This window comes from Pirellulales bacterium, assembly GCA_036499395.1.
In the GTDB taxonomy this organism is placed as follows: Bacteria; Planctomycetota; Planctomycetia; order Pirellulales; family JACPPG01; genus JACPPG01.
In genome coordinates this window covers 279019-292905 of the sequence record DASYDW010000116.1, presented here as the reverse complement: position 1 = coordinate 292905, position 13887 = coordinate 279019, and the positions used below count along the sequence as shown (strand labels likewise).

6 protein-coding genes are annotated in these 13887 nt (G+C 61.9%); 4 read left to right on the top strand and 2 right to left on the bottom strand.

All coding sequences use genetic code 11. The features are described 5' to 3' along the window. Positions 1-133: 133 nt before the first annotated feature. Positions 134-397 carry a hypothetical protein gene (locus VGN12_21295; protein ID HEY4311997.1) on the top strand — a complete coding sequence of 88 codons (264 nt, stop codon included), beginning with the start codon at positions 134-136 and terminating at the stop codon, positions 395-397. A gap of 12 nt (positions 398-409) precedes the next feature. Continuing rightward, positions 410-1243 carry a TatD family hydrolase gene (locus tag VGN12_21290; GenBank protein HEY4311996.1) on the top strand — a complete coding sequence of 278 codons (834 nt, stop codon included), beginning with the start codon at positions 410-412 and terminating at the stop codon, positions 1241-1243. Between the two features lie 88 nt (positions 1244-1331). On the opposite strand, the gene VGN12_21285 is transcribed toward VGN12_21290, so the two are convergent. Both VGN12_21285 and VGN12_21280 read right to left on the bottom strand, forming a co-directional pair. Further along, positions 1332-2738: a nucleotide pyrophosphatase/phosphodiesterase family protein gene (locus tag VGN12_21285; GenBank protein ID HEY4311995.1), complete on the bottom strand. Its 1407-nt coding sequence runs from the start codon at positions 2736-2738 to the stop codon at positions 1332-1334. Positions 2739-2892: 154 nt separating this feature from the next. Further along, positions 2893-3789, bottom strand: a complete 897-nt coding sequence (locus VGN12_21280; GenBank protein HEY4311994.1) for a GNAT family N-acetyltransferase — start codon at positions 3787-3789, stop codon at positions 2893-2895. Positions 3790-3969: 180 nt separating this feature from the next. Here VGN12_21280 and VGN12_21275 point away from each other — a divergent pair, with 180 nt between their 5' ends. After that, a complete protein-coding gene (locus VGN12_21275; GenBank protein HEY4311993.1) occupies positions 3970-9210 on the top strand; it encodes a PVC-type heme-binding CxxCH protein in 5241 nt (1746 codons plus the stop codon). Between the two features lie 30 nt (positions 9211-9240). Continuing rightward, entirely contained in the window at positions 9241-13755 is a 4515-nt protein-coding gene (locus VGN12_21270; protein HEY4311992.1) for a PA14 domain-containing protein, read from the top strand. The last annotated feature ends 132 nt before the right edge of the window (positions 13756-13887 follow it).

Genomic DNA, 13887 nt, shown 5'->3' with positions numbered 1-13887 from the left:
TGCGGCTTGATTTCCCCGGTCGGTCGGTCAAAACTTCAGATATACGGCCTTTGATGGGACGGGCGACGGCAATTGTCGCAGATCCGCATCAGAGCGTTCCCTGAGTTTTATGGCCACCACCGGATTCTTCGCCATGACCACCGCCGCTAGCGCACCGTCGGTCCTCGATCGCGAGTTCTTGGAATTGCGTGCGCGCATTCTCGAACTGGGCGCTGCCCTTGACCGATTGGATCGCGAGGGCGGGCGGGTTCAGGATGACTCGCGGCTGGCGGCGATTGCCCGCGCGCTCCAAGTCTTGGCCTCGCCGAACGGTGATCGGGCCGAACAGGTGCAGTTGATTTTCTCCCTTCCTTACGATGAAGCTTGGCGCACGACGCTGGGCGTCCGCTCTCGCTAGGACTTGCCGCACATGTATTACATTGATCCGCATATTCACATGGTGTCGCGCGTCACCGACGATTACGAGACGTTGGCCAAGATGGGCTGCGTTGCGGTAAGCGAGCCCGCGTTTTGGGCAGGCTTCGATCGTGGCAGCGTCGACGGCTTTCGCGACTATTTCCGGCAGCTTACCGAGTTCGAGACCAAGCGTGCCGGCTGGTATCGGATTCAGCATTTCACCTGGCTGTGCATCAACGCCAAAGAGGCCGAGAACGTCAGCCTGTCGCGGGAAGTGATCGCGATGATCCCCGAGTTTCTCGATCGGCCCGGAGTGCTGGGCATCGGCGAGATCGGGCTGAACAAGAACACCCGCAACGAATCGATTATCTTTCTCGAACATCTGGACCTGGCCGCGAAGACGAACGAGCAGATTCTGATTCACACGCCCCACTTGGAAGACAAGTTCAAAGGGACGCGGATGATTCTGGATATGCTGTGCGACGACCGACGGCTGGATCACGGCCGGGTGTTGGTCGACCATGTCGAAGAGCACACGATTCGTCACGTGCTGGATGCGGGATTCTGGGCCGGCATGACGCTGTACCCGGTAAGCAAGTGCAATCCGCAGCGCGCCGTCGACATGGTCGAGATGTATGGTCCGGAACGGCTGCTGGTGAACTCGGCCGGCGACTGGGGCCCGTCAAAGCCGACGGCTGTCCCCGATTTCATCATGGCGATGCGGTTGCGGGGGCATTCTGAAGCGTCGATTCGGCGGATCGTGTACGACAATCCGTTGGAGTTCTTCAGCCAGAGCCGCGGTTTTCAGTTCACGCCGCCGGAGTTGCCGGAAGCGGCCGAGCTGTAAGTGTCTACTGCGCGCCGTTGCCGATCTCTACAAGGTTAGTCAGTGTTGAGTACCCCGGGGTCGCAGACCCTGGCTACAGTTAATCGGGTTACAATCCGAATTGACGTAATACCAGGTCGCAGACATCGGTGTCGGCCAAAGCATTGCCGACCAACACGCCGCGCTCGGATGAGATAATGACACCGCGCTGCGAGGGCTCGCGGGCTGGTGCTCCGTGCGACCCACGCACCAAGGTCGCGTCGATCGGGATGCCGGGCGCCGGGCGCATTCCTTTTCCGACAGGTCCTCCGGCGGGCGGGCCGCCGCCCGCTTGTGCCGCCATGGCGGCCATCGCTTTTAAGACGGCCGGGTCGAGGAACAACTCCACCGGGTCGTAGCCTGGCTTTTGATGAATATCGACGGTGCGGGCGAACTTCGGGGCTCGCGCATCGTCGAGCCAATAGTAATAGGCCTGCCAACTGTTGGCGGTCGAGACCAGCACGACCTCGCCCGAGCGCTCGTGGTCGAGCCCGTAGCGGGCCTTTTCTTCGTCCAGCAGCACTTCGGCGATTCCCTCGTGTCCGCGGAATAATTCGGCCACGCGGCGGATCACCTGCGGATCGCGGTCGCGCACGAAGACGTGCGAGAACTGATGATCGACCAATGCCCAGGCGGCACTCTTGGCCAGGTCCAAATGTTCGCCATCCTCGCGCTGCTCGACGGCCAATAAACCGGCCTCGCGCAGTACGCGATTCGGATAGGTCACATGATCGACCGGCACAATGCCGTATTCGCTGGCCACGAGATACAGCGGCGCTTCGGCAAACGCCTTGTCGAATTCGGACAGCAACCGGCCGAGCGCTTCGTCCAATGCCACGAGTGCCGCGTGGGCCTCAGGACTGTCGGGGCCGTTCTTTTGCGCCGCATAGTCGAGATGTGGTAGATAGATGTAGAAGAAGTCGGGTTGCCATTTGCGTGCCGCGTGAATGGCCGAGTCGATGATCCAGGCGCTCGACTTGATGTTCGCGATCGGGCCCCAAAAGTGCTGCAGCGGAAAATGGCCCAACGAGTCGCGCAGTTCGCCGTACAGCTCAGTCGGCTTGGTGTAGCACCACAGAGATTCGGTGCCGTCGGGATTGTGGATCGGCGCCGGCGTGCAGATGTAGTCCGCGCCGCAGCCTTTGCTGTGCAGCGGAAACCAGACGGCCGAGGTCAGGCCCGGGTCGCGCTCGTGCAGCAGGTCCCAGATCTGCGGCCGCTGGATGCAATCGTTCCAGGCGGTCCACATCTCGATTTCGTGCTTGTCACGCCAGTAGAAGCCGTTGGCGATTACGCCGTGCTCGTTAGCCAACACGCCTGTGGTCATCGCGGCCTGCACGGGACAGGTCACGCAAGGAAAGCTGGGCACAAGCGCCGTCTGCTCGCCGGCGGTAGCCATCCGAGCCAGGTGCGGCATCGCGGCGATATCTTGGGCACGCAGGCCAGGAATCGACAACAAAACAACTCGATCGGACATTCTGAGAATTCCCGTTTCCGTTCATGCGGCGTGGTGGGGGCGACAGCGAGCATCTTATGTCGAAACCGATCGGCCTGCGAGAGTCACGTGCGAGGCACCTAGCGGCCACACCGTGGGCTTATTAACCACGTCAGGGAATCATCACGAGGCGGAATCAGCCCAGACCGAAGCTCACCTGTCCGAACAAGCAGGACGGGTCGCCCGGCGGAGCATCGCCGCCGCGTCGCATGTGGCGCAGACGACGAAGTCGCGGCACACCGCGTCGTTCGAGAAGTTCGACGGCGTGTTCATTCGAACGCGGTACTAGCACGTGAATGGCCGACGAATTGTTAATCCGTAGCACAGCGTCAAACAGTTGTTCGGCCGTGGCCGGGTCACGGGCCACCCAAGGGCCGAGCACGATCCGAGCGAATGCGTAACCGGCAATTGATCCTTGTTCATCGCGGCAGACCAGCGCGCGATCGGGGGTCTCGGCAAGCAGGATGCGCAAGACGGCATTGCGATCAGCGCCGAAGCGCGTCGCGTCAAAGGCCGCGACTTCCGCCATCATTGCGGCGGTCATCAGTTCGATGGGGCCCGACGGCGGCGCTGTCGGCATTGTCGCTTCGCCCTGATATTCGTAGGCGAAAGAATCGTCGACGAAGCCGATCTGTTCGTAGAGGCCGGCCCCCGATTCTGTGGCATCGAGCAGGACGATCGGGCAGCCTTGCGCGTCGAGCCGCGCCAGCACGTGATCCATCATCTGCCGGGCGATGCCGCGCCGATGAAAGGCCGGGTCGACCCCCATCAGCGCCACGTACGCGAATCGCCCAAAGTCCACCGCGCCGACGAGCGCCACGACCTGACCGTCGATGACTGCCACGCATTGATTGCCTGGCTGCGCGGCGCCGTTGAGGCGCAACATCGGCGTGAAGCTGTGCGTCCGCTCGAACGCGGCTTGCAAAATGCGATCAGCCACCGGGAGGTCAGCTGCGACGAGCGGGCGAATCGTGGGCGGCATCGAGATCGCTTGCAATCCAGGATCGAACGGGGTGTTGAATTTGTGCATCATCCTGGGCAAGACATCGTCTTCGTGCAAGTGGTTCGCAGCGTCGTGATTTGCGGTAGCTGCATGACTATGCGAATAACTCACTTGGCGCGAACTACCCCCTTTGGCGGGCTGCCAGAGGGCAGACTACAATTGGGCAGGAGCCTCGAGATTTCCCCTGCGCTGACGGTCCGCGGAACAACTATGTCCATGATGGTTGCAGGACGCACTCGCCGACCGTTGCTGGCCTTTCTGGGGCTGGTCACATTGCTGGTTCTGCCGTCGACTGCGTTGGCCGGTGACAGGGCGTTGGCCGATGGCAATCGGCTCACCTATCTCGACGCGACCGATCCCTACTACGCGTCGCGTGATTTGCCGGCGCTCGTGACCCCGCAGTGGATCGGCGAGCCCGATGTCGAGGCCGCCATAATTCTGGCCATCGACGACATGCGCGGCTTCGAGAAATGGGAGGCTTACCTGCGCCCGATTCTCGAGCGGTTAAAAAAGATTGACGGCCGCGCGCCGGTCAGCATCATGACCAACGATGTTCGCCCGGACGAACCTCACCTGCAGCGCTGGCTAGCCGAAGGTGTCAGCCTGGAGACGCACACCGCGACGCACCCTTGTCCCTTGCTGGCCAAGGGGGATCTGGCGGCGGCCAAGAAAACGTACGACGACTGCATTGATCAACTGGCCACGATTCCGCGCAGTAGTCCTGTCGCGTTTCGCATGCCGTGCTGCGATTCGTTGAACACGGTCAGCCCACGGTTTTTCGCGGAAATCTTCAATGGCACAACGCCGGCGGGCAATTATTTGTCCGTCGATTCGTCGGTGTTCCAGTTATTTACGCCGAACGATCCGCAGCTGCCTCGTGAAGGCGTTCTCGATGAAAAAGGGCGCGAGCGTTTTCGCCGCTATTTGCCGGTCGACCGGACGTTCGTCAATCGGATCGACGACTATCCGTACCCGTACGTGATCGGCCGGCTCTGTTGGGAGTTTCCCTGTGTTGTGCCCAGCGATTGGGAAAGCTTTCACTTGCAGGGGGCTAACAGTCCGCAATTAGTCGCGGATTTGCAAGCGGCGATCGACGCGACGGTGGCCAAGCAGGGAACTTTTACGCTCGTCTTTCATCCGCACGGATGGATCAAGAGCGAGCAGATCATCGAACTGATCGATCACGCCGTGACCAAGCATGGTCGCAAGGTGAAGTTTCTCAACTTCCGCGAGGCGCTCGAGCGACTGGAGAAGAATCTGCTTGCCGGCCAATCGCTGCGCGCGGCGCCACTGGGAGGCGACAACGGCGTGCGGCTGTTGGACCTCGATCAGGATCATCTTTTGGACGTCGTGATCGGCAACGACAACGTCCAGCAAACCCGCGTTTGGTCGGCCAAGGATAATCGTTGGATCGACAGTCAGTTTCCGCTAAAGCTCGTGCAGCAGGATGCGGCTGGTAATGCTCGCGATGCCTGCGCGCGATTCGGCGTGGTGCGGCCGAATGGTGCGGCGTCGCTGCTGGTGGCCGATGCCGATCAGCGCCAGGCATGGACATTTGAAAAGGGTCGTTGGACAAAGGATGAAGCGCTGGTGGCGGGGCTCGTGCTGGCGCCGGCTGGTGGCGACACGAAGAACGCCGCGCCCGTACTCACTGGCGTCGCAGGGCGCGATCGGGGCGTGCGGCTGCGCGACCTGGATCGCGACGGCGCTTGCGAGTTCATCGTTTCGAACGAAAAACAACAGGCGATCTTCGGCTTCGACGCAGAGAAAAACGGCTGGCAGCGGTTGCCGTTTGTGCTGCCTGAAGGGACGGCGATCGTTGATGCCGAGGGGCGCGACGCAGGTTTGCGCTTTGTCGACGTCAATGAGGATGCCTACGACGACGTTGTGTTCTCGAACGATGATCGCTACAGCGTCGACTTGTTTCGCTCGATTGATACCGGCTGGTCCCGGCGTGTGCTGGCAGGGAAGGCCGGAAAAGGAAGCGATGCGTTGCCCAAGATTGTGACCCGTGGCACGAACAACGGGGCTTGGTTCGCGGCGCGACACATGTACGTCGTTAACGAAGGCACGGACAAAGCCAAGGGCCTGGTCGAAGAACGCTCGTTCGACAAATGGCTAAAGGATGTCGAGCCCGAGGCCAAGTCGCCGGCCGCTTCCTTGCGAGCCATTCGAGTCCGGCCGGGATTTACGGTCGAGCTTGTCGCCGCTGAGCCTTTGGTCGTCGATCCCGTGGCGTTCGATTGGGGGCCTGACGGGCGAATGTGGGTTGCCGAGATGCGCGACTATCCGACCGGCATGGATGCCGAAGGAAAGCCGGGAGGCGTTATCAAATGCCTGGAGGATACTGACGGCGACGGGCACTACGATCGCGCGACCGAGTTCCTGACTGACGTGGCGTTTCCCAATGGCGTGAAGGTTTGGCGCAACGGCGTGATCATCACATCGGCGCCGGACATTATCTATGCCAAGGATACCGACGGGGACGGCCGCGCCGATAAACGTGAAGTGCTGCTGCACGGTTTCGGTGAAGGGAACCAGCAGCATCGCGTCAACGGCCTGTCATTCGGTTTGGACAACTGGTTGTACTGCGCCAATGGCGATAGCGGCGGACAGATCGAATCGATGAAGACGGGCGAAAAGGTGCCGGTCAGCTTCCGCGATTTCCGCTTTCAGCCTGACGATGGGAAAATCGATCTGCTGCTGGGGCAATCGCAATTTACGCGCGTGCGCGATGATGCAGGCAACTGGTTCGGTTCGTCCAATAGCGAGCCGATGTACCAGTTCGTGCTCGAAGATCGGTACTTGCGCCGTAACCGTCAGGTGACCACACCCAACGCCCGGCTTGATGTTTCCGAAGCGCCGGGCGCGGCGGCGGTGTTTCCGCTCAGCCGCACGCTGCCGAGGTTCAACGATTTCAATGTCGTGAACCGTTTTACGTCGGCCTGTAGCGCGATCGTCTATCGCGATGATCTGTTCGGCGCCGGCTTTGAAGGTAATAGCTATGTCAGCGAGCCGGTCCACAACTTGGTGCATCGCGAGGTGATGTCGCCTGATGGTGTGCGTTATACGAGCCGGCGCGCAACGGACGAGGAACAGTCCGAGTTTCTGGCCTCGAGCGACAATTGGTTTCGTCCGACCATGCTACGCACCGGGCCGGATGGCGCCCTGTGGGTGGCGGACATGTATCGCGCCGTGATCGAACATCCGGAATACATTCCGGTCGATTGGCAAAAGCGATTGAACCTGCGGGCCGGCGACGACATGGGGCGGATCTATCGCGTCTACCCGGTGGGCAACCCGCCGCGTAAGTTTGTGCGCCTCGATCGACTGGACACCGCCGGACTCGTGGCGGCGCTCGAGAGCCCCAGCGGCTGGCAGCGCGACATGGTGCAGCAAATGCTCGTATGGCGCGCGGACAAGACGGCAGTGCCGCTGCTAAAAAAGATGGCGGCAGCCAAGCCGGACAACTCGCGCACTACAACACAGACTCAGGCTTTGGGCCGGCTGCATGCGTTGTGTACGCTCGATGGTCTGCAGGCGATCGACGAAGCCACGATATTGGCCGGCGTTGGGGATGCGAATCCCATTGTGCGGCGGCATGCGGTGAGAATGGCCGAGCCGTGGCTGGCGAAGTCTGAAAAAATCGCCGAGGCGGCGCTGCGGCTTACCAAGGATGAAGATCAATTAGTTCGCCTGCAGCTTGCCTGTAGTTTGGGAGAATGGCCGCATCAGCGCGCCGGCGAAGCTTTAGGCGCTATGGCCATTCAAGATGCCGACGACATCTATATAACGGCCGCGATCGTCAGCTCGGTGGGGCGTCCGCAGCTCGCCGGTGCGGTTGCGGCTGTGCTGGCCGGGGCAGGGGGGCGGGACGACCTGGCCGACCTTTTGCAAAAGCTGCTGACGTTGGCCACGGCCTTTGAAAACGATGCCGCGATTGTTGAGCTGTTGTCATCGCTGGCCCAATCCAAGGACGGTGGCTACGCCGGGTGGCAAGTGGATGCACTGATGGGGCTGCTCGATACGCTCGATCGCCGCAGTTTGACTCTGGCCCAGTTCCGTGACAAAGCCGATTCGGATGTAAAGGCCGGGCTGGATCGCGTCGCACCGATGTTTACCTGGGCCCGGGCGACGGTAAAGAACGATCACGCTGCCGAGGCGGATCGTGTTTCTGCCGTGGGGCTGCTGGGGCATGGTTTTGACAAACAGAATGAAGACCTCGATCTCCTATCAGGCTTGCTGACGCCGCGGTCGAGCAACGAACTTCAATCGGCCGCGGTCGTGGCGTTATCCAAGCTTGATGAGCCGCGCGTGCCGAATACCCTCTTGGTTGGCTGGAAGGGGTACAGCGCGAACCTTCGTGGGCAAGTGCTCGACGTGCTGCTGCGGCGCGAGGCTTCGATCTTCGCGCTACTGGACGAGATCGAAAGCGGCCGAGTCGCGGCAACCGAAATCGACGCCTCGCGCCGGCAGCGATTGATGGAGTATCGCGATCAGAAGATTCACGCCCGGGTCGAGAAGTTGCTGGCGACGGCGGTCACATCGAGTCGTCAGTCGGTCGTCGACGAGTATCGCGGGGCGCTGGCGGCGACGGGGGACGCCGGGCGCGGCAAAGCGGTTTTCAAAAAAACTTGCTCAGTGTGTCACCGGTTGGAGGATGTCGGCACGTCGGTTGGCCCTGATCTGGCAGCGCTGACGGACAAATCGAACGCGGCGCTGGTGGTGGCGATCTTCGATCCCAATCGGGCAGTCGAGAGTAAGTTCGTCAGTTATACGGCCGTGACGAGCGCCGGCCTGACGTATACCGGCATGCTCGCCGCCGAGACCGGCGCAAATATCACGCTTGTTGGCCAGGAGGGAAAGCAAACGACGATCCTGCGGGCTGACCTCGACGAACTCGCGTCCAGCAATCGCTCGCTAATGCCTGAGGGTTTGGAAAAGGACCTCAATCGCGCGGACTTTGCCGATCTGGTGGCGTACCTGTCGACCCGACGGCCGCCGCGTCGCGTGTTCGCCGGCAACGAGCCGAAGGTTGTGCAGCCGGAAGGTTTCCGCCACGAGTTCTGGCTGTTGGCCAATGATTGCGAAATTTATGGCGATACGTTGTCCTATGAACCGATTTATCGGAATCTCGGCACCTGGGGCAGCCCCAGCGATCATGCCGTCTGGAACTTCGAAGTTGCGGAGGCCGGTAAGTACGTCGTGCGAATCGACTATGCGTGCGACGAGTCGGTGGCCGGCAATGCCTATCAGTTGATCGTCGACGATACCGTCTTTGCCGGCAACGTGCCCACGACGGGCAACTGGGATAGTTACCGGCAACTGACCGTGGGACGAATGAATTTGAAGGCCGGTCGTCATCAGGTCGTGTTGCGTCCGGCCGGCACGATCGAGGGATACTTGATGGATCTCAAGAGCGTGCGCATCACGCCTCTGCACGGTGACTGAGCAAACACGATGCAGGCGGCGATGAGTAACTTGGCACGACAATCTGAGCGCGTGACGCCGCGGATCAATAGCGGGCTTCGCAAAATTGACGCGCCGTGCGGATACGGCCCGTCGCTCGGCAGGGCGCTCTTAAGAATCTTCCTTGCTTTGATCGTCGCTGGCGCGTCGTGTGGTGTGGTACTGGCGGACGAAGACGATGATGCGCCGCCAGAATTGCCGGCTGGCCTACGGGCGGAATATACGGCCGGTGGTCGTTCGATGGTGCGCGTCGATTCAGGAGTTCGGCTGTATGCGGGAGCTGCGTCGGTCGATCCGCGTTTGCCGCCTGGTGATTTCACCGCGCATTGGTCGGGCAAGTTGTCAGTGATCGCACCGGGTGTACATCAGTTTCACGTCCATGCCGGCGGCGGTGCGGTGCGAGTGTCGATCGATGGCAAGAAGCTCATCGACGATGTGGCCGGCGAGGCACGCTGGTTCGATAGCGGGCCGATCGATCTGGAATACGGGCACCACGCGCTGGAGGTCGAATTTCGCCGCGCTGCCGACGATGCGCAAATTGGCCTTTACTGGTCCGGCCCACGATTCCGACTCGAACCGGTTCCTGAACGCGCGCTCGTACATGATGTTCGTCCTGCTGCCGATCAGAAATTCGAACAGGGGCGGGCGCTGGTTCATGGATTGCGCTGCGCGGCGTGTCACGACCTGCCAGATGCGCGGCCGGTGCTTGCGGCGCCGGCGCTAGTAAAATTGCCGGGAAATATCGAGCGACCGTGGCTGATGAATTGGATCGGTGGTCCGCGAACGGTTTCCGCACCGCCTGCGATTGACGATACCTCGAAGAGCAGTCAGTCGGCGGAACAAATTCCGCCGAGCGCACCACCGGCGGCAAAACCTGCGGTGGCAGCGAATGACGGAAATGGGGCAGACATCGTCGAACACCTTTCCGGCGACATCCCAATCTTTGCCATTGATGACGTGAAGTTTCGCATGCCGGGCTTGGGTCTGAGCCGGGACGATGCGCGGCACATCGTGTCGTATTTATTGGACGAAGATCCCAAGGACGAGCCACACGCCAAGAAGGAGGCACCTGCGACGAAGCCGCCTGGTAATGATCGAGCGGGTGAGACGCTGTTTTATTCGCTCGGCTGCCTGGGCTGCCATTCGCTAGCGGGCCTGGGCACGACGCGACTTGCCGGCGGCGGCGAATTGTATAACGTCGCTGATAAACGGCCCGACGATTTCTTTGCGCGCTGGTTGGCCGACCCGGCGGCGTGCAATCCCACGCACCGCATGCCGTTGTTTCCGCTGTCGGACGAGGAACGCCAGAATTTGGCGGCGTTCCTGGCGCGGCAAAGTGCCGCTCCTGACAAAAAACCCGCCGCGGCAGACGAAGCCGATTTTGGCGGCAGCCGGGAACGCGGACGGGATCTTATCGCGAAGCACCATTGCGGCTCTTGCCATGAGCTGCCGCTGCGCGAGGGTATGCCGACGCCTGAGCCGGCGGCCGTCGCACGGCGCAAGATTTCGGCCGCCGCCGATTGGGAGGCAAGCTGCTTAGGTGAGCCCGACCCGGGGCACGCGCGCCCCGGTTATCGATTGCGCCCCGAGCAGCGCGAGGTCGTCGTGGCGTATCTACAAGCGATCGCCGATGCTCCTGAGCCGACGACCCGCAACAGCAATGTCGCGTTCGATGGGGCGCGAGTGCTGGCGGATCGTAACTGTCTCGGCTGCCACAGCCGTGGATTGGCGGCGGGCATTGCCGCGCATACGCCGGCGTTCGCTGCGGCGCATCCCGAGCTTTCGGCGGCGCTATCCACGCTCGCACCGCCGTCGCTCGCCGATGTGGGAGATAAGCTCGAACGCCGCGCACTGTTGGAAGCCATGACCACGGCCGGCGATCCGCGCCGCAAGTGGCTCGCAATTCGCATGCCCCGTTTCAAGTTCGCGCCAGGCGAGGCCGAGGCGTTGGCCGATTGGCTGATCGAAAACGATCGGCTGCCTCCTCGCGCAGCGTTGGCAGCGGCGCGCGATCTTGACGAAGACACGCTGCAGGCGGCCGGTGGACGGTTGGTGACGGCCGAAGGGTTCGGCTGCGCGAGTTGTCATCAGATCGGCAAGTCTGTGCCAAAGCAGGACAATCCGGCCGCACGCGGCACGGATCTATCGCTCGTGGGAAATCGGATTCGCCGCGAGTGGTTCGACCGCTGGGTGCGCAATCCGGCGCGGATCGTGCCGCGGATGGAGATGCCTGCCATCGAGATTCCGGTCGGTGGCGTGTTGGACGAGCGGCTGGACGATCAACTGACGGCCGTGTGGGATGTTTTGAACAAGCCTGGGTTTACTCCGCCGGCCGCGGGCGCCGTGCGCGTGGTTCGCACTCGCAATATGCCGGGCATGGCCGAACGAGCGGCGATCCTCACCGACGTGCTGCGCATCGAAAAGCGTGCTTATGCCCGGCCGTTCGTCGTTGGGCTAGCGAACCGGCACACGGTGCTCATGGACCTCGAACAAAATCGGCTGGCCGGCTGGTGGGTGGGGGATGCAGCGCGCGAGCGCTCGGAGGGGAAGCGTTGGTATTGGCAGCCGGGCGGGACGCACGTGTTGGCGGTTCCGAATCGCGGCGCGAGCGAACTGACGCTCCGGCGCGATGGGCAAATTGTGGAACCAGAGCCGACGCCGCAATTCAGGACGCTACTCGATTCCTGGCAACACGTCGCAGGAGGCGTCACGTTCGCTTATCGATTGAAGTTTCCTGCTGCAGATCGGACTCCTGCGGCTACGCTGCGCGTATCACAGAGAATTACTGCGATCGAACCTAATCCCGAGTCGGGGCGCGCTGGATTTCGTCGACGACTCGAGGTCCACGGTATTCCGGCGGGCAGAGAAATACAGTGGCGATTGTTGCCCGAAGAGGTCGCAGGCACACTCGACGGCGAACGGTTTGTGGCGACCAACGGGCCGGCAGGAGAAGTCTCGGTGCGCCTCGTGGCTTCGACCGGCCAACAAATCAGTGACGATGCGGGGCCCGTCGTGCGCATCGCAGCGCCGACAGGAATCGAACCGGTTGTCGTCGAGGCGGAATATTGCAGCCGCCTGGCGGCCGATCGTTATTCGGCGCCTCTGGTCACGCCGGCCTCGCGTCCGGCCGCGACCCTGCACTGCGTGCCAGGTTTCGATGCGGTACGGCTGCCGCTACCGCCGACCGAGATGCCGACCGGCTTTGCCTGGCGGCGCGACGGCACGCTCATGTTCACGTCGCTCAAAGGCGGGGCATGGCTTGCGCCCGACACTGACGGCGATGGGCTGGCCGACGAACTATTGCCGCTGGCCGACGAGCTCGCCGCTCCTTATGGGCTGTGTACGGTGGGGGATGCCGTCGATGTCATTAATAAAAATGGGTTGCTGCGCCTGTCAGACTTCGACGGCCAAGGGCGTGCTGGTCGCACCGACATCATCGCCGATGGTTGGGGGCAAACGACCGACTATCACGATTGGGCCATAGGGCCCGTGCCGGACGATGCGGGCGGATATTTTGTTGCGCTTCCCTGCCGGCAGGACGAACGAAGCGATGCCGCGGCGCGATTGCGGGGCTGGGCCGTGCATCTGATGCCGCGCGTCGCGAACGACGACAATCCGCGTCTGTACGATGTCGTTCCTCTGTGTTCGGGCTTGCGCTTTCCGATGGGGCTGGCGCGCAGTCGGCAGGGAGCACTGTTCGCAACGGACAACCAGGGGCACTACAACCCTTTTAATGAGCTGAACCATTTGGTCGCGGATTCCCATTATGGATTTTTCAATAAATTCGAAGCGCGGCAGGGGACCCCGCTACCTCGGCAGGATCCGGCCATCGAAATCCCGCATCCGTGGACCCGCAGCGTGAATGGCATCTGCTTTTTGAACACGCCTGAGCAACTGCGCGCAAGCACGGGGCGCGACGTCTTTGGTCCTTGGGAAGGGCACCTGGTGGGCTGCGAGTACGACACGCGACGGCTGGTGCGTATGAGCCTCGAGCGCGTGGGCGAGACCTATCAGGGAGCCGCTTACCCGCTGAGCGTCGAGCCGGCAGACGGAGAAGAGACGTTCGAAGGGCCGATCGCGTGCCAGGTTGCGCCCGATGGGGCGCTGTTCATCGGCAACATGCGCGACAGCGGTTGGGGAGCTGGTCAAAACACGGGATCGATCGTGCGGTTGCGAGCGACGGGCCATTCGCCGGCGGGTATCGCCGAAGTGTGCGCTGCTGCCGATGGATTTACGATTCACTTCACCCGCCCTGTGCGAGCTGCAGCCGCGGATGTGGCCAGCTATGTCGTCGAGTCTTACCGCCGGGTGCCGACGTCAGACTACGGTGGACCGGACATCGATCGTCGCACAGAACGGATACGCGGGGTCACGCTGGCAGACGACAATTGCACGGTGCATCTGACGTTCGATGACTTGCGTCCTGGCTTTGTTTACGAATTCCACTTGAAGAATCTGGCCGGCCCCGGTGAAGTGTTCCATCCGGCCGAGGCCTACTACACGCTGCGCACGGTGCCGATGAAGTAGAGTTCGGTGGGAGGCATTTCGTTCCTCGCTGGGCGTGTAGAAATGCCACAGCGATCGCAGCGATGCCATGGGGCCGCTTGCGAAAAACCGCCACACGACCGAGAATCAGCGACGCTTTCTCTGGTTGATCGA

Bases quoted from the DNA above. Each gene is read 5' to 3' on its own strand.
- VGN12_21295 (HEY4311997.1), top strand. From the start codon at position 134: ATGACCACCGCCGCTAGCGCACCGTCGGTCCTCGATCGCGAGTTCTTG.
- VGN12_21290 (HEY4311996.1), top strand. From the start codon at position 410: ATGTATTACATTGATCCGCATATTCACATGGTGTCGCGCGTCACCGAC.
- VGN12_21285 (HEY4311995.1), bottom strand. From the start codon at position 2,738: ATGTCCGATCGAGTTGTTTTGTTGTCGATTCCTGGCCTGCGTGCCCAA.
- VGN12_21280 (HEY4311994.1), bottom strand. From the start codon at position 3,789: ATGATGCACAAATTCAACACCCCGTTCGATCCTGGATTGCAAGCGATC.
- VGN12_21275 (HEY4311993.1), top strand. From the start codon at position 3,970: ATGTCCATGATGGTTGCAGGACGCACTCGCCGACCGTTGCTGGCCTTT.